Annotated in this window: 18 protein-coding genes; 12 read left to right on the top strand and 6 right to left on the bottom strand. The window is 49.4% G+C overall.

All coding sequences use genetic code 11. The features are described from left to right. Positions 1 to 4: 4 nt before the first annotated feature. The 3 genes from P364_RS0107125 to P364_RS0107115 all read left to right on the top strand — a co-directional run bounded on the left by P364_RS0107125 (position 5) and on the right by P364_RS0107115 (position 1,899). Positions 5 to 877: a sugar phosphate isomerase/epimerase family protein gene (locus P364_RS0107125; protein WP_024629455.1), complete on the top strand. Its 873-nt coding sequence runs from the start codon at positions 5 to 7 to the stop codon at positions 875 to 877. 162 nt (positions 878 to 1,039) lie between these two features. Next, positions 1,040 to 1,267, top strand: coding sequence for a hypothetical protein (locus tag P364_RS0107120; protein WP_024629454.1), 228 nt, complete (start codon positions 1,040 to 1,042; stop codon positions 1,265 to 1,267). Between the two features lie 200 nt (positions 1,268 to 1,467). Continuing rightward, positions 1,468 to 1,899 carry a VOC family protein gene (locus P364_RS0107115; protein ID WP_024629453.1) on the top strand — a complete coding sequence of 144 codons (432 nt, stop codon included), beginning with the start codon at positions 1,468 to 1,470 and terminating at the stop codon, positions 1,897 to 1,899. Positions 1,900 to 2,018: 119 nt separating this feature from the next. Here the strand turns inward: P364_RS0107115 and P364_RS0107110 are convergent, their stop codons facing one another. Beyond that, a complete protein-coding gene (locus P364_RS0107110) occupies positions 2,019 to 2,891 on the bottom strand; it encodes a hypothetical protein (RefSeq protein WP_024629452.1) in 873 nt (290 codons plus the stop codon). Between the two features lie 374 nt (positions 2,892 to 3,265). Between P364_RS0107110 and ytxJ the strand changes: the two genes are divergently transcribed. The 8 genes from ytxJ to P364_RS0107070 all read left to right on the top strand — a co-directional run bounded on the left by ytxJ (position 3,266) and on the right by P364_RS0107070 (position 13,588). Continuing rightward, positions 3,266 to 3,805, top strand: a complete 540-nt coding sequence (ytxJ, locus tag P364_RS0107105) for a bacillithiol system redox-active protein YtxJ (protein WP_052016539.1) — start codon at positions 3,266 to 3,268, stop codon at positions 3,803 to 3,805. Positions 3,806 to 4,101: 296 nt separating this feature from the next. Continuing rightward, positions 4,102 to 4,179, top strand: coding sequence for a potassium-transporting ATPase subunit F (locus tag P364_RS38670; protein WP_082350862.1), 78 nt, complete (start codon positions 4,102 to 4,104; stop codon positions 4,177 to 4,179). 64 nt (positions 4,180 to 4,243) lie between these two features. Beyond that, complete coding sequence (gene kdpA, locus P364_RS0107095; RefSeq protein ID WP_024629450.1) at positions 4,244 to 5,923, top strand: potassium-transporting ATPase subunit KdpA; 1,680 nt, start codon at positions 4,244 to 4,246, stop codon at positions 5,921 to 5,923. A gap of 121 nt (positions 5,924 to 6,044) precedes the next feature. Then, complete coding sequence (kdpB, locus tag P364_RS0107090) at positions 6,045 to 8,135, top strand: potassium-transporting ATPase subunit KdpB (protein WP_052016542.1); 2,091 nt, start codon at positions 6,045 to 6,047, stop codon at positions 8,133 to 8,135. A 37-nt stretch (positions 8,136 to 8,172) separates the two neighbouring features. Next, complete coding sequence (kdpC, locus tag P364_RS0107085; protein ID WP_024629448.1) at positions 8,173 to 8,733, top strand: potassium-transporting ATPase subunit KdpC; 561 nt, start codon at positions 8,173 to 8,175, stop codon at positions 8,731 to 8,733. 214 nt (positions 8,734 to 8,947) lie between these two features. Next, positions 8,948 to 11,287 carry a histidine kinase gene (locus P364_RS0107080; protein WP_024629447.1) on the top strand — a complete coding sequence of 780 codons (2,340 nt, stop codon included), beginning with the start codon at positions 8,948 to 8,950 and terminating at the stop codon, positions 11,285 to 11,287. An 8-nt stretch (positions 11,288 to 11,295) separates the two neighbouring features. Beyond that, on the top strand, positions 11,296 to 12,876 hold the full coding sequence (locus P364_RS0107075; RefSeq protein ID WP_024629446.1) for an ATP-binding protein: 1,581 nt from the start codon (positions 11,296 to 11,298) through the stop codon (positions 12,874 to 12,876). A gap of 1 nt (position 12,877) precedes the next feature. Further along, a complete protein-coding gene (locus P364_RS0107070) occupies positions 12,878 to 13,588 on the top strand; it encodes a response regulator (RefSeq protein ID WP_024629445.1) in 711 nt (236 codons plus the stop codon). Positions 13,589 to 13,667: 79 nt separating this feature from the next. Here the strand turns inward: P364_RS0107070 and P364_RS0107065 are convergent, their stop codons facing one another. After that, positions 13,668 to 14,969 carry an alpha-glucosidase/alpha-galactosidase gene (locus tag P364_RS0107065; protein WP_024629444.1) on the bottom strand — a complete coding sequence of 434 codons (1,302 nt, stop codon included), beginning with the start codon at positions 14,967 to 14,969 and terminating at the stop codon, positions 13,668 to 13,670. 192 nt (positions 14,970 to 15,161) lie between these two features. Between P364_RS0107065 and P364_RS0107060 the strand changes: the two genes are divergently transcribed. Further along, complete coding sequence (locus P364_RS0107060) at positions 15,162 to 16,001, top strand: AraC family transcriptional regulator (RefSeq protein WP_024629443.1); 840 nt, start codon at positions 15,162 to 15,164, stop codon at positions 15,999 to 16,001. Between the two features lie 229 nt (positions 16,002 to 16,230). Here P364_RS0107060 and csaA read toward each other — a convergent pair whose 3' ends face one another. The 4 genes from csaA to P364_RS0107040 form a co-directional block, all read right to left on the bottom strand. Continuing rightward, positions 16,231 to 16,560, bottom strand: a complete 330-nt coding sequence (gene csaA, locus P364_RS0107055; protein ID WP_024629442.1) for a chaperone CsaA — start codon at positions 16,558 to 16,560, stop codon at positions 16,231 to 16,233. Positions 16,561 to 16,728: 168 nt separating this feature from the next. Further along, entirely contained in the window at positions 16,729 to 17,361 is a 633-nt protein-coding gene (gene udk, locus P364_RS0107050; protein WP_024629441.1) for a uridine kinase, read from the bottom strand. Between the two features lie 335 nt (positions 17,362 to 17,696). Continuing rightward, positions 17,697 to 18,821: a DUF4179 domain-containing protein gene (locus tag P364_RS0107045; RefSeq protein ID WP_024629440.1), complete on the bottom strand. Its 1,125-nt coding sequence runs from the start codon at positions 18,819 to 18,821 to the stop codon at positions 17,697 to 17,699. Continuing rightward, positions 18,805 to 19,341 (bottom strand): RNA polymerase sigma factor, encoded by a 537-nt coding sequence (locus P364_RS0107040; RefSeq protein WP_024629439.1) that lies wholly within the window; start codon positions 19,339 to 19,341, stop codon positions 18,805 to 18,807. The genes P364_RS0107045 and P364_RS0107040 overlap by 17 nt, the downstream gene beginning before the upstream one ends. Positions 19,342 to 19,399: the final 58 nt, after the last annotated feature.

Here is a 19,399-nt window from a genome sequence, read left to right as displayed (position 1 = left end):
GCAGATGAAAGTGGGCCTGAGTACGTATAGCTTGTTGAATGATTTGAATTCGGGTGAAATGACGGTTCTGGATATGATCGACTGGATTGCAGCAAATGGTGGTGAGCATATGGAGATGGTTCCGTATGGCTACACCGTGGAAGATAATTATGAGCTGGCTGATGCCATCCGGGAGCGAGCTGCTTCTGCAGGCATCGAGTTGTCCAACTATTCGATGCCTGCGAATTTTGTGCAGGAGACGGAAGAGGCTTTTGAGGAAGAAATGGCTCGGGTCAAAAGACATGTCGATGTTGTTCACCGGATGGGTGTGAAGCATATGCGTCATGACGTCACGGCGTTTACGTTGCCAAAGGAGAAAATGACCATTGCCTGGTTCGAAGAAAATCTCCCGCTCATGGTGAAGGGAAGCCAGATCATTGCGGATTATGCTGCGCAGTTTGGCATTACGACAACCATCGAAAATCACGGCTTCAGCGTGCAGGCGAGCGATCGTGTGCAACGTGTGCTGCATGCCGTGGATCGTCCGAACTTCAAAACAACACTCGACATTGGCAATTTCATGTGTGTGGATGAAAACCCGATTATTGGGGTCATGAAAAATCTGCCGTACGCTTCTCTGGTCCACTTCAAAGACTTCTATTTCCGTTCTTATGATGAGCATCCGGGCGAAGGGGAGTGGTTTACCACTGCCAATGGTAATTTCCTGCGTGGAGCCATCGTTGGGCATGGGGACATCCCCATTCGCAAAATTGTGAAGCTGATCAAAGACTCCGGCTATGACGGCAACATCACGGTGGAGTTCGAAGGCATGGAGGAGTGCAAGTCAGCATCCAAAATCGCCATGAACAACCTGCGCCGATTCTGGGAAGAGGCTTAGCAGATTTGACCAAAAGGCTTTCAAAGGGGTCCAAGAAAGGAATTCTGCACTAACATAAATTGGTTCTCCATAAGGATTCAGTTACGATCATCACAAGTATGGTATAATGGATCTATTCAGCCTGGAGAACGACTGGCTATGGATAGGAGAGATCACTGATCTATGCAGGTATTCGAGGACTGGAACCAGAAAGTGAAGAGAACGTTTAATGCTACGAATCCCGAGGTTGTATTGACGGTATCTGAAGCAGGGAGTTTGTTGGGTCTGACCAAAGATCAGATGAAACTTTATGTAGACAAGAATAAACTAACTAAGGTCCCGATCATGAGAAGTGTTCACCGATACCTCTTGTTGAAAAGTGAAATAGATAGCATCGTAAAAACGCGCTAACCTCATAGGATCGACCACAGCCATTTGACCGACAGGAATCGGGAGAGTGGTCTTTTTTTTGGATAAAATAAGGCTTTCGGATAATCCTACCTATGAGCTTGTTACCCGTACTCTTGTCAACGGACAGCCTGTTCGTATATACTCATGTCGCAAGCGGCATTAGTGGTTTAATTACATGATATCGAGGAGATGAAGAACGCATGGCGATCAGCTTGAATGTGTATCTTGTAACGGATGGCAATGGACGTGAAGCAGTAGATTTTTATAAAAAAGCATTTGGAGCCGAAGTGTTAGCTCTCCAGACATTTGGCGACGGTCCATCCAATCCGGATCACCCCGTACCACCAGAAGCCAAAGACCGTATCATGCATGCTTCTTTGCAAATTGGCAGCTCTGTGCTGATGCTGTCTGATACATTTCCTGGCATGCCGTATGTAGTGGGTAACCATGTTAATGTTACAGTGAATACGGATACCGCGGAGGAAGCCAAAGAAATCTTTAATCAGCTGCAAGATGGCGGCGAAGTGACAATGCCGATTCAGGAAACGTTCTGGAGTCCGGCCTACGGTATGGTAACCGACAAATTCGGAGTCCATTTCCAGATCAGCTGTGTTGCAGCCAACCATCAGTAAATTGCGATTTAGCGTTTCTCTAATATAGAACAAAAAATTCCAGGACATGAGTTACATGGCCTGGAATTTTTGTTTTTTGACTCCTGCAAGGAGTGTATTTACCGTGTTCTACTTGAAAACTAGACCTCTTTCTGAAGCTTTGAGGGGTTGTTGATTTTATAAGGAACAGGATTCCTGGTCAGCTTTTTCTTGATAATTTTGGCTTCAAACGTAAGCACATCACCAACCTCAAGCTCCTGTTTCTTCATGGTAGCACTGTGGCTGGACCAGGCTTCGCCAATGTCAACGACTTCAGGCTCCGTGATTGTTACGGCTTCATAGATGATGATTTCGTCATCATTGTCGGAGAAGTGGTTCGGCACGGTCGTAAATTCCTTCACAACGGCGGACATTTTCACTTTACCCTCCGGCAGCTCAATCTTGACTGATTTGGCTTTGCCTGCGGTTCTGGCCTTAGGTTTGGCTGCACTGCTGGTTGCATTTGCAGGTCCAACGTACTCTTCCACCAGACCCTCAGGGTCTCCTTTTAGAGGAGAAGAGCTATCTTCGTCATCCGTGTCCACATTCGAATCGAAATCCATTGCATTCATACCGGATGGAATCTCATCCAGATTAGACGCAGCATCTGGCTCTTGAATGGTATCAGAGCTGGAGATATGATCTGAATGGGTTGCAGCGACCGGTTCCCCGGGCTTGACTGTTCCCGCTCCAATTGAACTTTTCACATTATAGCTGGATGCCTGCATTTCTTTCAGGTACGACGGATGAATGCAGTGTTTCTGCTCATTGTCCAGTTGGATGACGGCTGCCATATGATCGACAAAGCCAACGATGGTACAAGGCATATTCAGTCCATTTCCTTTATAATAGAACGTTTTGACCTTGGTTGCTTTCTCCGAAAGCAAACCCCACTCCTGGCACTTCTCAATCAGCTCGTCCTCGTTCTCCAAAGCGTTATAATACTGCGGTTCGATCATAAAAGCATATGCCATAACGAATTTCCGCCTTTCCAATCATTTCTTCATGTTCATCGTTGCCAAATTACAATCAGTGTATCACAAAAGCGTACCCTTAGATGAAGAATATAAAAGCGCCTGAATGGGCGCCTATGATATAATTTCCGGTAGACAACTGGTGGGAATGCTCTAAAGAAAGTGATAAACAAAAAACCACCGTTAAACAGGTTGACTCCTGCGGTGGGATTGGTTTTGCATCGTAACAGACGTGCGCAGTAAGAGGGTTTTATCTTACCTCGCCTTGTTGACTATTCTTAGGTTACCATAGCCATTTTATACAGGCAAATGAGTGATTGCTTCTATATTAAAATTAATATTTTTTATGAATATCTTTAGGGAGGATGATCTCCATGGATAAAAAAGTGAATTCTCAAACGCTTTGGCTTGGGGTGGGTATCGCCATTGGAACGAGTATTGGTGTGGCTGCAAATCAGGTCGCTCTGGGTATTACCTTTGGTGTGGCATTGGGCGTCGTGGTTGGATCTGTCGTTAGCAAACGTGCTGGCTCGGGGCTGGATGATATGCTGAGTGAACATGTCAAGGAGTTGCATAAGCAAGAGGAATGGGAAGAAGTGCTTGTGCGGTCGCAGGATCATCCGGTGCTGCTGCTGAAACACAGTACAACCTGTCCAATCAGTGCAAGAGCATACAGGGAGTTTATGGCGTTTGTGGGTTCGAATGCATCCGATCCCGCACAAAAAATGGAATACTGGATCGTCAAAGTCATTGAAAGCCGCACGCTTTCCCGCCGCATCGCAGAAGATACCGAGGTTCACCATGAATCGCCTCAAGTTCTGCTGCTGGACAGCGGCCAGGTGATCCAACATACATCACACGGGAAAATTACCCGAAAAAGATTGCTGCAATGGGCCCAGAAGCCGTTTGGATGAAGGGGGCTCCAATATACACTTTGGCATCCATAGACCTGTTCCCTTCAGCTATTAGCTGAGGGGGCGGGTCTTTTTTACGCTTTTTTTACACCCTGCGGGTATTTCTTTACCCCCTTTTTACAGCGTTTCGTATTACGATTTCATATGTAGAAGGTTGCAAGAACGGTAGAGAGAGGGAGGAGAACACATGGTGAATGATGCCATGATAATCGGGCTGGTTGTGCTGTTGTTTGTGGTGTTCTGGGGATTTGTGAAGTTTTGTGAGAAAGCTTAGGGCAAGAAAGGGGAGGAGCCATATGATCGTCATCGGGATGATTGTGCTCGCGCTGGTGATCTATCTCGGTTACGTGCTGGTGAGGCCGGAGAAATTCTGATGGTCGCCTTATGCACGAATCCAGAAGCACTCGGATCGTCGATTTATAGGGAGGAAATGCGGATATGAGTAGTGGTTTATTACAAGTAGCGGTGACGCTGCTGATCATCATACTGCTGGTGAAACCAGTGGGGAGTTATCTGGTGAAGGTGTTTGACGGCAAGCGAACAGGGCTGGATCGGATATTTGGCGGACCTGAGCGATTGTTGTATCGATTGATGGGGGTGAAGGAGAACGAGTCGATGGATTGGAAAAAGTACCTGTCGGCCGTGCTCCTCTCCAACTTCGTCATGCTGTTGTTGATGTTTCTGGTGCTGCGGCTGCAACAATATTTGCCACTCAACCCGGATGGCATCGCCAATATGCCTGCGGCGCAGGCATTCAACACGGCTGCTTCGTTCATGACCAACACGAACTGGCAGTCGTACACCGGCGAGAATGCCCTGTCGTATCTGTCACAGATGCTGGCAGTGACGTTTCCGATGTTCACCTCGGCGGCGACCGGCTTCGCGGTGGCAATTGCATTCATTCGCGGGCTGGTCGGCCGCCGGGATGGACTGGGTAACTTTTACGTCGACATGGTACGGTCAATCACGAGAATCTTTTTGCCGCTGAGCTTCATTGTGGCGTTGTTCCTGGTATTCCAGGGTGTGCCGCAGACACTGGCGGGAGCGGTGAACGCAACCACGCTAGAGGGGGCGCAGCAAACGATTAGCCGCGGGCTAGTCGCTTCGCTGGAGTCGATCAAGCACCTAGGAACCAATGGTGGAGGCTGGTTCGGAACGAATGCAGCGCATCCATTTGAGAATCCAACGTCGTTGTCAAACCTGGTGCATATCGTCTGCATGATGCTGCTGCCAACCTCGCTGGTGTATGCCTTCGGCATCATGGTGAACAACCGGAAGCAGGGCTGGGCTCTGTTTGCGGCCATGAGTTTTCTTTTCCTCATCATGCTGACTACGGTATTCGTATCGGAATATCGCGGTGTGCCTGCGCTGGAGGCGGTGGGAATTCAAGGCAATATGGAAGGTAAAGAGGTCAGGTTCGGAATATCCGAATCGGCGCTCTTCACGGCAGTCACAACAGCAGCTACAACAGGGTCGGTGAACAATATGCATGAGTCGCTTACTCCACTCGGCGGGATGGTGGCATTGGCTGAAATGATGCTCAACAACGTATTCGGCGGCAAAGGCGTAGGTTTGCTCAACGGATTGCTCTATGTCATTCTGGCTGTATTTATCTGTGGGCTGATGGTTGGGCGAACCCCTGAATTTATGGGCAAAAAAATCGAGGGCAAAGAAGTGAAACTCGCGTCCATTGCGCTGCTCATTCACCCTTTGATTATTCTCGGTCCAACTGCGCTGGCGCTCATGCGCCCGGAAGCTGTAGCTTCGATTTCGAACTCAGGTATGCATGGCCTGACCGAGGTGCTTTATGCTTTTGCATCCGGGGCTGCCAATAATGGATCGGCGTTTGCCGGACTGAATGCCAACACAGACTTTTACAACATCGCCATTGGTGTGGTGATGCTGCTCGGAAGATACATTTCCATGATCGCGATGCTTGCTATTGCCGGATCACTGGCCACCAAACGAGTGGTTCCCGTAACAACGGGTACACTACGCACACATACGCCTCTTTTTGCAGGCATTCTGGTGATGATGATTGTGGTGGTCGGTGCGTTGACGTTCTTCCCATCACTGGCACTTGGACCGATTGCAGAGCATTTGGCGATGATCCGTTGATGGAGAGTACGGCAATCCGTTATGGGGATATGAGTGAGGACGTAGAGTGTGGAGGTGGATTAACGCAATGAATGCTATAGAACGAAAGAAGGAGCAGTCGGTGGAAGGAACAGGCATGGGCATGATTAGCCCACATGGTAAGGGAACGCGAGGTACAGGTACAGATCAAGGTACTCCCAAAAGAACTAAAACTTTAAGTCGTGAGATTCTGCTTCAGGCATCCCTGGATGCTTTCAAAAAGCTGAACCCGGTCGTCATGATCAAAAATCCGGTGATGTTTATCGTTGAAGTAGGCACACTCATCACGTTGTTGTTGTGTATTAATCCGGACCTGTTTGTTGCATCCGAGGCAGGGCGAGGGTACAACATCGCAGTGTTTCTCATCCTGTTATTCACGTTGCTGTTTGCCAACTTTGCTGAAGCACTGGCAGAGGGGCGGGGCAAAGCTCAGGCAGACACACTGCGCAAGACGAAATCGGACACAACGGCGAATCTGGTACAGAAAGACGGAACCCTCAAGCAAGTGTCTTCGACCCAGTTGAAAAAAGGAGATCTCGTCCGTGTAGAAGCGGGAGAGCTGATTCCCACGGACGGCGAGATCATTGAAGGGCTGGCCTCCATCGACGAGTCCGCCATTACCGGGGAATCTGCCCCTGTGATCAAGGAGGCAGGTGGTGACTTCTCCTCCGTTACGGGAGGTACACGAGTCACTTCCGACTATATTGTCATGCGTGTACAGACCGATCCGGGGGAGTCGTTCCTCGACCGGATGATCTCACTTGTTGAAGGTGCACAGCGCCAGAAAACACCGAATGAAATTGCGCTGACTACACTGCTTGCCGTGTTGACCCTGATTTTCCTGATTGTCATCATGACGATGGTTCCGATGGCAAGCTACCTGGGCATCCGGCTTGATCTGGTGACACTAATCGCGTTGCTTGTCTGTCTGATTCCGACAACGATCGGCGGGCTGTTATCCGCCATTGGGATCGCAGGCATGGACCGCGTAACACAGTTCAACGTACTCGCCATGTCGGGGAAAGCGGTGGAAGCGGCAGGCGATATTGATACGCTAATTCTGGACAAAACCGGAACGATCACGTACGGAAACCGCATGGCGGCTGAGTTTATCCCTGTTCAGGGGGTGTCAGCACAGGAGATGACCCGGGCTGCGCTGCAAGCTTCCGTAGTGGATGAGACACCAGAGGGGCGCTCGGTCGTTGAGTTGGCTGGCAAGCAGGGCGAGAACTGGGCGGAGACGGAATATGCAGATGCAGAGCATGTGAGCTTCACCGCAGAGACCCGTATGTCGGGTCTGAATCTAAGCGGTGGGAAGCAGATTCGTAAAGGCGCGGTAGATGCGATCAAACGCCATATTTCCTCCCGTGGAGGACGGATACCTGGCGATTTGGATGATATAGCCAACCGAATTGCGAAGGCTGGGGGTACACCGCTTGCTGTTGCAATGGACGACCAGATTTATGGTGTAATCTATCTGAAAGATACGGTGAAGCCAGGTCTGAAGGAGAAATTCGCCGAGATGCGAGCCATGGGTATCAAGACGATTATGTGTACGGGCGATAACCCACTGACGGCAGCAACCATTGCGCTGGAAGCGGGCGTGGATGATTTTATTGCCGAAGCGAAGCCGGAAGACAAGATTACTGCGATCAAAAAAGAGCAGCAGGAAGGCAAGCTCGTCGCCATGACGGGCGACGGGACCAATGATGCTCCTGCCCTGGCACAGGCCGATGTAGGCCTGGCGATGAATTCAGGCACCATGGCAGCCAAGGAAGCGGCCAACATGATTGATCTGGATTCCGATCCGACCAAGCTGCTGTCGGTCGTCTCCATTGGCAAGCAGCTGCTTATTACCCGCGGCGCGCTGACAACTTTTTCGATATCGAATGATATTGCCAAGTATTTTGCCATCATTCCGGCCATGTTTATTTTGGCTATGCCGCAGCTCCAGGCATTGAATATTATGAATCTCGCTTCACCACAGTCCGCAATTCTGTCTGCATTGATCTTCAACGCCATCATTATCCCACTGCTCATTCCTATCGCTATGCGGGGTGTGAAATATCGAGCCATGTCCGCGGAGCGGCTGCTAGGACGGAATGTATTCATCTATGGCGTAGGCGGCGTGATCGTGCCGTTCATCGGAATCAAGCTGATCGATCTGGTGCTGTCGGGACTTCATCTGGTGTAAATAGTACAACTAATAATGAAATCAGGATGTGATTCATATGAAACAGGTACTGCCCGCCATCCGGTTGTCTGTCGTGCTTATGCTGATTTGCGGTATCATGTACCCGCTGGTTACAACCGGAGTGGCACAACTGCTTTTCCCCAATCATGCCAACGGCAGTCTGATCACAGCGGACGGAAAAACCATCGGTTCGTCGCTGCTGGCGCAGGAAGTAAAATCGCCGGGGCTGTTCCAGCCCCGGGCTTCGAGCGCCAGTTATGATGGAGCAGCTTCAGCAGGCTCCAATCGCGCCGTAGCGTCTGAGGCGTATATCCTTGAGATGAAGGAAAAGGTGGCTCTGGTCCAACAGGAGAACCCGGGCTTGCAGCACATCCCTGCGGATCTCGTGACGAGTTCGGGTTCGGGTCTGGACCCGGATCTGTCACCTGAAGCGGCAAAAGCACAGATTCCTCGAATTAGTCAGGCAACAGGCCTTAGCGAGCAGCAGCTTGCCCAGATCGTGGAGGAACATACACAAGGGCGACAGCTGGGCATCTTCGGTGAGCCACGTGTGAATGTGACTGCACTGAATCTGGTATTGAAGGCAGAGCTGAAGTAAGGGAGCGGGGTGTTTGAAAGAGATCATATTTTACGGTCCGTCAGCAGAAGGGATACGTTGTTCGGGCTCTATTTGCTTGGAAGTGTGTTAATCACATATAAGATATAGTCTGCGATGTATGTTGTATGAAAAAACCATATCTGGCCTTCTTCCGAGTTTCGGAAGGGGCTTTCTCCATGTTGTGTAACAGTTATGGATAGGGGGAGTGGGCGGGATGGAGGACAGCTTCAAGCGCAAGTCTCCGGAAGACATTTTGAAGATGATTACGAAGCTGCAGCAGGGCACCTTGAAAATTTACATTGGTCCAGTAAGTGGCTCAGGCAAAACATATCATATGCTGAGGGAAGGAAACACATTGCGCCAGCAGGGCATTGATGTCGTCATTTGCGCCGTATCGACCATGCGCAGACCGGAGACGGTGGAGCAGCTGGGTGAGTTGGAACGGATTCCAAGCATTCACTGGTCTCGTGGGAAAGACGGCATGGAGATGAAAGACCTGAATCTGGATGCCCTGCTCGCGCGTAATCCGGAAGTGGTGCTCGTTGACGGGTTGGCCCATCGAAACCGGAAAGGAGCACGTCACGCAACACGGCTGGAGGATATACAGTATTTGCTGCGGCATAACATCAGCGTCATTACAACGGTGAACGTATATGAGCTGGAGGGATATACGGAGCTTGCACGTCAGCTTACAGGTATCGCCGCGGAACATACCGTGCCTGCGGATACCCTTGAACTGGCCGATGAGGTGAAGCTGATCGACGTAACGCCGGAAACGGTATTGAGCCGACTTGCTGAGGGGCATCTTAGGGGACATGAAGGAGAAGCGGTGTTTCGACAGGGGAATCTGGGTATTTTACGTGAGCTGGCTCTCCGGCTTGTCGCGGAAGGGGTTAACGAATCGCTGCGTGAGCACCGGGAAGAGATGGGCATTACTGTTACGACTGGCATCATGGAACGTATTCTGGTATCCACCCAATATCACTGGAACGGATCGATCTACATTCGGCGCGGACAACAGATTGCGAAGAGGCTGAACGGGGATTTGCAAGCCGTGACCTTCCGCAATATGAAGCAGCCGTTAACCAAGGAGGCTATTGTTTTCCGTCGCAGCATGATCAAACTGGTAGAGAAGTTTGGTGGTCGATTCGAGGAATTACCTGTCGTACATCGCCGGAAAATGCCATCAACGCTGGCACAATATGCGGTGCAGCATCAGATTACCCGAATCGTAATGGGACATTCACGACACACCCGCTGGCAGGAGCTGTGGCAAGGATCATTCGTTAACTCCCTGCTGCGCAGGATGCGGGGCGTCGATCTTTTCCTATTGGCGGATCGAGCACAGCAGGAGGGAGAGCGTGTGCTCCCTGCCCGTTTGCCCGAAATGGAGGCACCAACCTATCGCAGGTTAAGCGAGCAGGAAATGAAAGAACAGATCGGCCAGATTCGGCGTGGTAAGTTCAAAGTATATATCGGTGCTGCCCCAGGCGTAGGGAAAACCTATATGATGCTCCGGGAAGGCAATGATCTGCTTCGTAAAGGCATCGACGTGCAGATTGGTCTGTTGGAGACGCATAATCGGGCGGAGACGGTGGAGCAGATTGGTCAGTTGTCTGTAATTCCACGGGAGCAGCGGACGTATCAGGAGGTCCAATTGGAGGAGATGGATACCGAGGCGATTCTTCGTCTGTGTCCCGAAGTGGTCCTGGTGGATGAACTTGCACATACCAATATTCCAGGAAGCATGCGGCAAAAACGGTACGAAGATGTGCTTCTTCTGTTGGAGGCAGGTATTTCCGTCATCACCACAGTTAATGTGCAGCATCTGGAAAGTTTGAACGATGCAGTGGAACATATTACGGGGATTCGGGTCCGAGAGACGGTGCCGGATCAGATTTTGCAAATGGCGGATGAGGTTCAGCTCATTGATGTAGCTCCGCAGGCCTTGCGGCAACGCATGCGGGAGGGTAAAATCTATGCAGCAGCCAAGGTGAATCAAGCACTGGAGCATTTCTTTCGCATTGGCAATCTGATTGCCTTGCGGGAACTTGCCCTGCGGGAATTGGCGGATGATGTGGATGAACGCCTGGAATCTCAGGAGCCCAAAAGCGCGCTGCGTGGTCCCTGGCGCAGACAGGAAGCGGTCTTTGTCTGCGTAAGCTGTGATGAACATGCCGATCGGCTGATCCGGCGTGGATTTCGTACCGCCTATCGACTGAAGGCGGTCTGGCATGTGCACCATGTTTATGTAGGCAAGGTTATGAGTGACGAGGCAAGGTGTCAATTGGAGGAGCTGGAACAGCTCACGGTCCGATTGGGCGGGAAATTTTACATTCATCACTGTCTGAGACTGAGAGATGTGCCTGGTATTTTGGCAGGTAAAGCTTCTGAAGAAAAAGCAACGCAACTTGTAGTGGGTCAGGCAAAACGTGTCTGGTGGCTGAATGGCTACCGTGGGAAAGGATCGGTTGTCAGCAGGTTGGTGCGGCTATCGAGGCATATAGATGTATTGATTGTTGCAGATTACGATTATGATCAGAGCGGGATGTGAGATGTACTGTGTCTGAACGAACCAAAGGGGAAGCGGTTTGGTTGAAGCTGAAGCGTGTCCCCAAATATATATGGGTAACCCTCGGCATCGCCTTGTTAACTATGTTGCTTCATACGATCGGTATGAGCGAGGATCTGGTTAACGTGGGGCTGATTTATCTTTTCCCCGTATTGGTCAGTGCCGTTTACTGGGGATTGGGACCGGCCATATACGCAGCAAGTCTTAGCGTTGTTGCCTTTGACTTCTTTTTTGTCCCCCCGTATCTCAGCTTTACGGTCGAAGACTTACGATATATTTTCTCTTTTGCCGTGTATTTGGCGGTTGCGGTATTAACCGCAAGTTTGGCAGGACGACTGCGGCAGCAACTGGAGATGGTGAAACAACGTGAGAATACGACAAATTCGCTGTATGCTTTGAGCCGTCAGATGACGGCTGTTACAGATTTGGATACACTGCTGAACAATATTGCGAGCCAAGTCTCTCTAACACTTGGGGCTCCGGCGGCACTATATCTTCCTAATTCTGACGGGGAGCTCGCGGTTACCTCATCTTCGGGCGAACCGGATTTCGCAGGCTGGGGCAAAAGTGAGTCTGAGGCTGCCATTGCCAAGTGGGTATACATCCATGGAGAAGTAGCTGGACGCGGATCGTCCAGTCTGCGGGAATCGTCCGGGCTGTATGTGCCGCTGCGTACAGAAGACCAGATTCACGGGGTGCTTGCCGTGAATCTGGAATCCAGTGATCTTTATGAGCAGCGGGAGGAACTGCGTTTGCTGGAAGCCTGTGGCGGGCTGGCGGCGAGCGCCATTGCTCGTGTTAAGCTGGCGGAGGAAGCGAGGCTGGCGCAAATGACCGCTGAATCGGAGCGAATTCGTACCGCTTTGCTGGATTCAGTATCCCATGAACTGCGTACACCACTTACCGCCATCATTGGTTCAGCCACAGGCCTGTTGGAGAATGATTCCCTTTTTACCGCGGAGGACCGAAAGGAACTTACAGCCAATATTCGGGATGGAGCGCTGCGGATGAACAGGCTGGTGACCAACCTGCTTGGCATGGTGAAGCTGGAAAGTGGCATGCTGCAGCTGCGCAGGAAATGGTGTGATGTGGGTGACATGATCGGTATTGTGCTGGGGCAGGTTCAGCAATTTATTCAGCACCGCAGCATCCGTGTGGATTTGCCGGATCAACCGCCCTTTATATCTGGAGACGAGGTATTGCTGGAGCAGGTCCTGGTTAACGTCATCAGCAATGCCATTAAATATTCTCCGGTCGACAGTGAAATCGTCATTACGGTAAAGGTAGATGAGTCGCTTGGACGAATGACCATTGAGGTGGCTGATGCGGGCGTCGGGATCCCGGAAGCAGATCGAGAGCGGGTGTTTGAGAAGTTTTATCGTTCCGAATCGTCACGGCATGTGACAGGTACAGGACTGGGACTGGCCATCTGCAGAGGAATTGTTGAGGTTCATGGAGGTACGATTACCGCAGAGCCGAATCCGGGAGGCGGGACACGGGTGTGCATTTGTTTGCCTACCGAAGAACCCGAGGCATCATTCCCGTATATGGGACAAGGAGAGGAAGAATGACATGACGGCACCACAAGGCGCACGCATATTGATTGTGGATGATGAACCACAGATCCGCAAACTGCTGAAGGTTACGCTTCAGGCGCACAACTTTGAGATTCATGAATGTGCAGACGGAGAAGAGGCGGTTGTCCAGGCGAGCATTGTGCATCCCGATCTGATCGTGCTTGATCTGGGCTTGCCCGGCATGTCCGGAATGGACGTACTTCAGCGTATTCGGGAGTGGTCTCAGGTACCGGTCATTGTGCTGACAGCGAAAGAACGCGAAGAGGATAAAATCGCTGCACTGGACGGCGGGGCAGATGATTATGTTACCAAACCGTTCGGCATGGGCGAGCTGGTTGCCCGGATTCGGGTTGCTCTTCGCCATGTGGCGAAAACAACGGATGAGCCTGTACTGCGCTTTGGTCCGCTCACGATTGACTTGGCTCAGAGGCAGGTGGATCTGGAGGGATCACTCGTCAGGTTAACTCCAACCGAGTATGAAATGCTGAAAGTACTCGCTTCCAACGCAGGTAAAATTATTACCCAACGGCAGCTGCTGCAACAAGTGTGGGGTGGGCATCACCATGAATCAGACAGCCATTACTTACGGGTGTACGTCGGTCATCTGCGTAAAAAATTGCAGGAAGATCCCACGCGGCCTCGATTTATCCAGACTGAGCCGGGAATCGGCTATCGTTTCCTGCTTCAGGATGAGGTTGGGAAATAAAATGAAAACTCCTGAAAGCGCCGACTCCCTCTCTAATGAGAGGAAACCGGCGCTTTTTAAGTGCGAAACAATGAATTTCTTATGATGTGTACTTCGGCAGCCAGTCTCCGTGAGCTTCGATCAGTTCATCGCACAGCGCGACGATATCATCCATAGACAGTTCGGCAGCAGTATGCGGATCGAGCATGGCGGCATGATAAATATGTTCCTTTTTACCCGTGATGGCAGCTTCAATCGTCAGCAATTGGGTATTGATATTGGTCCGGTTCAGGGCAGCCAGTTGTGGAGGCAGGTCGCCGATATACGTTGGACTGATACCGGCACCGTCAACCAGACAAGGCACCTCTACACATGCTTCACGAGGCAGGTTGGTGATTAGTCCGTTATTCATGACATTACCGCCGATTTTGTAAGGGCGATCTGTCTCCATGGCTTCCATAATATGCGAAGCGTACTCCCGGCTGCGCGTATGTTCAATATTTTCGCTGGATAACAGCTTCTCACGCATTTCCTTCCAGCCTTCAATCTGATTCACGCAGCGGCGCGGATACTCATCCAGCGGAATGTTGTAGCGTTCGATCAGCTCAGGGTAGTTCCGTTTGATAAAATAAGGATGGTACTCGGCATTATGTTCGGAAGACTCGGTAACATAGTATCCAAAGCGCTGCATCAACTCAAAACGTACCATGTCATCATGCTGCTCTTTCTGCTTTTCCTTCGCCAGACGTTTAATCTCTGGATACAGATCCTGACCATCCCGAGTGACTTCCAGCAGCCAGGCCATATGATTGATACCCGCAACTTTTGCGACTACACCCGTCTGATCGATCCCCAGTGCATCAAACAGATGCGGTACGCACACCTGGACGCTGTGACACAGACCTACGGTTTTGATTCCGCCGTGCACATTCATGACATTGGTCAGTACCGCCATTGGGTTGGTATAGTTCAGGAACCACGCATCAGGGCATACTTCCTGCATATCCCGGGCAAAATCGAGCATTACAGGAATCGTTCGCAGATTCCGGAAAATGCCGCCAATCCCCAGCGTGTCGGCAATGGTCTGACGCAATCCATACTTCTTCGGAATTTCAAAGTCCGTAATTGTACATGGATCATATCCACCCACCTGAATAGCATTGATTACATATTTGGCTCCGCGCAGCGCTTCCTTGCGGTCGGTATAGGCTTTGATGGCACAGCCGCTTCCGAGGGAACGTGCCATGCTGGTAAGCAATCGCTCCGAATCATTTAGGCGCTCGGCATCAATATCAAACAACGCCAGTTCAAAATCTTGCAGTGCTTCAGTCATCATGACGTCACCTAATACATTCTTGACAAAAACGGTGCTTCCCGCACCGAGAAACGTAATTTTGTTCATCTCAAGTTCAGCCTCCTGAATAAATGGTGTACCTCCAATATAGGAGAATCAGGCCTGTATAACTATGGCTCAACCTCTCTGAAACATGGCATAATCCCATTTTTGGATTCGTTTACAGCTGATAATTTACATATTTAGCTGTTATAATTTTAGTGAGGAGATTGCCCGTTGTGGTGAACAGAGGAGTGAGAAATGTTGGAACTGATTGAAACGAACGTGGTTCCTATGGATTTGACGCAGATGGAATTGGTATTATTATTTTTCGGTTGGCAGGCATGTGATCCGTCGCATTATTGGGGGCCTGGTGTCCGGGATTCCTACATTGTTCATTACATTCACGAAGGCAAGGGCACTGTGTTTATGGCGGATCTGCAATACGAGTTGACGCAGGGTCAGGGTTTCGTCATATTTCCGGATACCCTTATCCATTATGAGGCAGATGAGAAGGAACCTTGGACATATTCCTGGTTTGGCTTCAGAGGGGTGCACGCCAAGACATTCATGCAGCGGGCACAGTTAAGTTCCGAACGTCCTATATTCGATGCCAGGGATTTAGACATATTTGATCGGTTGTATGCGGAGATGGTTCAGGCATCCACACGTACCGGGGGAGATGTGTTCAACCATAGCTTGTTATACCGCTTGATTGCAGAGCTGATCGCATCTTCTCCAGCAGGAGAGCAGGTGCAGCGGCCTCTGTCTACCAAGGAGGAATACATCAGGCAGGCGGTTCAGTTTATGGAGATCAGGTATAGTCAGAGAACTTCAATCCTTGATATTGCCCGAGCTGTAGGTCTGGACCGTACATATCTGTCAGGACTTTTCAAGGAGAGGTATGGCAAATCATTACAGGCTTTCTTTCTCGAATACCGTATGAACCGTGCAGCTGAACTGCTGCAGCATTCGTCGTTGTCGGTTAGCGAAGTGGCCCACTCGGTGGGGTATACAGATCCATTGCTGTTTTCCAAGATGTTCAAGCGAGTGAACGGTGTGTCTCCGAAAGAATCGAGAAGCATGGAGCAGGGAGAATAGCTTCATTCTGTTGTATGTATTGGAAAGAGTGGGGAGTTAAATTCAAAAGGATTGCTGCAAAGTCATGTTCATGACTTATGAAGCAATCCTTTTGTTGATGATTAATGTGGCACTTGGGATTGGAAGTCGTTCCGGCCGGACTGATCTGCATGGTAAAAGACCACGAATCCGAAGATTCATAGCATTATGCTTTAAGGTGAAAAGACAGAATCGCATTATCATGAAAAAATTAGGCAATCGGAGTGCCGTTGGGTAATGTCTGGTCTGGCGTTAACAAAACAACGTCACCTTCACCAGGCACACCGCCAAGCACCAGCACTTCCGATACAAAACCAGCAATTCGGCGCGGCGGAAAATTGACTACGGCAATAACCTGCTTGCCAATCATCATATCGGGGGTATAATGTTTTGTAATTTGGGCGCTTGAACGTTTGAGGCCGAGTGGGCCAAAGTCGATAGTCATTTTGATGGCAGGGATTCGAGCCTTAGGAAAAGGTTCGGCTTCCACCACTGTACCAACGCGGATATCATGCTGTATAAACTCTTCAAAAGTAGCCATGTTGTGATGTCTCCTTTCAGCTATAGAGTCCATTATTAAATAGAAATACCCAAAAAATCCAGATTGCGCTAAATCGCAATCTGGATTTTAGTGGTCATGCTGTAGGAACTCTCTGCCATTCACTCAAAAGTGATGAATGCAGGGCAAATAAGGCATCAGCATGTTTAATTAAGCGCCATTCCACTTTTCACCGGTCAGATATTTCTCAGTCAGAATGGATAACATTTGAATACCGACCTCATTATGTCCACCTTCGGGAATGATGATGTCTGCATACTTTTTGGAAGGCTCGATAAAAGCATCGTGCATCGGTTTGACGGTTTCGAGATATTGTTTATATACGGATTGAATCGTACGGCCACGTTCTTCCATATCCCGCAGAACTCTGCGCAGAATACGTACATCAGAATCCGTATCGACAAATACCTTAATATCCAGAAGGGCGCGGAGATGCTCATCGATTAGAACATGCAGTCCTTCCACAATAATGATATGGTTTGGTGCCAGTTCAACCGTTTCATCCGCGGCACGATTATCTATGGTGAAGTCATATACGGGAGCATATGCCGTTAGGCCTTGTTTTAACAGGGTGAGATGCTCAATCAACAGATCATTATCGAATGCAAACGGATGATCGTAATTGGTGAGTCGACGTTGCTCAGGGGTGAGCTGCGACTGGTCTTTGTAATAGTTGTCCTGGGATATAAAAGTTACTTTGCCCGATCCAAGACGGTCAATGACGGAACGAGCTACCGTCGTTTTACCGGAGCCGGTTCCTCCGGCGATACCAATAATGAGCATGGTTGTTCCATAAACCTCCCTAGAGTGGCAGCATGATCATGGATAAAGCGTACGAGAAATCATTCATTCATGGGCTTTATCCACATGTCTGTCTGTGAATACACAATTCCTTCATTGTATCATAGCAGACCGCTTTTTTCATCATATTGAATTGACCATGTTTTGCCTACCAGGGGAGGTGTGCGCTTGATGCATCAAGTGTACCTGATTTTGTATACCCTGGTGTAGAACACCAGGGCAATCAGGACCAGAAAGAATAATGGACCGAGTATGCTTAGAGATGTAATCGTATATTGAACGGACATGTAATGACTCCTTCAAAAGGATATGATTTATTACTGATTCAAGTTGACCTTAATGTCCATTCCCTTGATGAATTGATGGTCTTTGATTTCTTCCGTAAAATCATCCTTAATCTCAAAAGGTTTCACGATTAAGTACTTCAGATGCTTGGATGTTGTGGCATAAATTCGTTCGGATCTCAACAGGTTGCCCTCATACAAGCCCTCACCGCTAAGGGCTGTCAATTGCCGGCCCTGATCATCGAAAATGGCGAATCCGATATGGCGCAACTGCTCTTCATCTTGCGCTGTAAGTGTGCTTTTGTTGTTTAACGAAATGGTTGTAGATATGCGTGTTGTAATAGGTGTAACATTGGCTTCCGTAACGGCAGCAGTATACAGACCGTTCGAGATTGTAGTGTCAGGCAGAACATGCTGGATATCGTCCGTTGATTTAGTAAAAGGAATATTTAGCTTGAACTCATGATCAATTCCTTGCAGCGTCAACTTAATTTCGGCATCAAATTGATCCGGGAAGGCCGAATTCTGCTCGGAGGGGATGACTTGTTCAAAGAGCAGCATGTTTGGCTGCGTTTCTCCTATGGAACTGTAGAACAGACCCGTGTCCTGACGTGACCCGTTTACATTGAAAAAGACGTTATCAATCCCATTGCTTAACTTCACAATATCTTTACCGTTGTCATATTTGCCTTGATTCAGATTGGGCGCAGTGAATTGAACCAAAAACGCTGCTCGTGTACCGTCATATACCGTTTCCAGCACTTCAAGTTTCACATCCTGGTAGGCGACCTTGCTATTTACCATAGTCGTCAGACCTTCGTTGCCTGCGGTTTTCAGTCCCATATCGGCTTCAATCGAACTGAAGAGGCTGCCCACCAGTGGAATATTGCGTAAGGAGTCCGCCATGGCTGGTGATACAAAGCCGGATGCGAATACAGTCACGCCCAATACCCCGGCTGCGATAGTAGCAGCTGCGGTACGACGCAATCCCTTTTGAAGTCGACTGGGATGCTTAGCATGTTTTGTTTTCATGGTGTGAGATGTCTCTGGCAGTGACTCCAGTGTAGCATCGATTCGATTACGTACGAGTTCAGACATGACAGGACGCTCCTTCGCTTGTTCCTTTAATTTCTGATCCATATTAAACGGGTTTGACATACAATTTTACCTCCCGAAAGTTTTTGAATTTATGGTACAGTTCCTGCCTTGCCCGGGTGAGTCTCATTTTCACGGCACTTTCGGATATGCCCAGTGCATCTGCAACTTGACGCAGGGACAAGTCCTCAAAATAGTGCAGCACAATGACGATTCGTTTCGATTCTTCGAGCCGGTCAACTGCTTCTCTCATATCTACCTCATCGTAGGGACTGGAATGTTCCTTTTGCTGTGCGGGCACCTCCGCATAGGAGGTGGAGAGGGAACGGCGGGATAACATGGTATTACATTCATTAATAAGGATGCGGAACATCCAGGTTCTGAAATACTGGGGTTCACGAAGGGTGTGCATTGATTTATAAGCTTTCAGGATAGTCTCCTGAATGGCATCAGCCACATCCTCCTCTTTTCGCAGCATGGATTTTGCGGTATTGTATAGGGAATTTTCAATCTCTCTTATGAGCCTGATAAAGGCATCGCGATCTCCCTGTATGGCTTGGTTTATGAGATCGGTTGAATCCATGGATAACAGCTCCTTTCATTTCATTAGGGGAGTATCAAGACGACAGCCCTTGGTTGGT

Origin of the sequence: Paenibacillus sp. MAEPY2, from assembly GCF_000499205.1 — a bacterium.
GTDB lineage: Bacteria > Bacillota > Bacilli > Paenibacillales > Paenibacillaceae > Paenibacillus > Paenibacillus vandeheii.
Note: the sequence above shows the minus strand (reverse complement) of the source record. Positions and strands in the feature narration are given on the sequence as shown.

Coding starts and splice junctions, on each gene's coding strand:
- P364_RS0107125 (WP_024629455.1), top strand. CDS start 5: ATGAAAGTGGGCCTGAGTACGTATAGCTTGTTGAATGATTTGAATTCG.
- P364_RS0107120 (WP_024629454.1), top strand. CDS start 1,040: ATGCAGGTATTCGAGGACTGGAACCAGAAAGTGAAGAGAACGTTTAAT.
- P364_RS0107115 (WP_024629453.1), top strand. CDS start 1,468: ATGGCGATCAGCTTGAATGTGTATCTTGTAACGGATGGCAATGGACGT.
- P364_RS0107110 (WP_024629452.1), bottom strand. CDS start 2,891: ATGGCATATGCTTTTATGATCGAACCGCAGTATTATAACGCTTTGGAG.
- ytxJ (WP_052016539.1), top strand. CDS start 3,266: ATGGATAAAAAAGTGAATTCTCAAACGCTTTGGCTTGGGGTGGGTATC.
- P364_RS38670 (WP_082350862.1), top strand. CDS start 4,102: ATGATCGTCATCGGGATGATTGTGCTCGCGCTGGTGATCTATCTCGGT.
- kdpA (WP_024629450.1), top strand. CDS start 4,244: ATGAGTAGTGGTTTATTACAAGTAGCGGTGACGCTGCTGATCATCATA.
- kdpB (WP_052016542.1), top strand. CDS start 6,045: ATGATTAGCCCACATGGTAAGGGAACGCGAGGTACAGGTACAGATCAA.
- kdpC (WP_024629448.1), top strand. CDS start 8,173: ATGAAACAGGTACTGCCCGCCATCCGGTTGTCTGTCGTGCTTATGCTG.
- P364_RS0107080 (WP_024629447.1), top strand. CDS start 8,948: ATGGAGGACAGCTTCAAGCGCAAGTCTCCGGAAGACATTTTGAAGATG.
- P364_RS0107070 (WP_024629445.1), top strand. CDS start 12,878: ATGACGGCACCACAAGGCGCACGCATATTGATTGTGGATGATGAACCA.
- P364_RS0107065 (WP_024629444.1), bottom strand. CDS start 14,969: ATGAACAAAATTACGTTTCTCGGTGCGGGAAGCACCGTTTTTGTCAAG.
- P364_RS0107060 (WP_024629443.1), top strand. CDS start 15,162: ATGTTGGAACTGATTGAAACGAACGTGGTTCCTATGGATTTGACGCAG.
- csaA (WP_024629442.1), bottom strand. CDS start 16,560: ATGGCTACTTTTGAAGAGTTTATACAGCATGATATCCGCGTTGGTACA.
- udk (WP_024629441.1), bottom strand. CDS start 17,361: ATGCTCATTATTGGTATCGCCGGAGGAACCGGCTCCGGTAAAACGACG.
- P364_RS0107045 (WP_024629440.1), bottom strand. CDS start 18,821: ATGTCAAACCCGTTTAATATGGATCAGAAATTAAAGGAACAAGCGAAG.
- P364_RS0107040 (WP_024629439.1), bottom strand. CDS start 19,341: ATGGATTCAACCGATCTCATAAACCAAGCCATACAGGGAGATCGCGAT.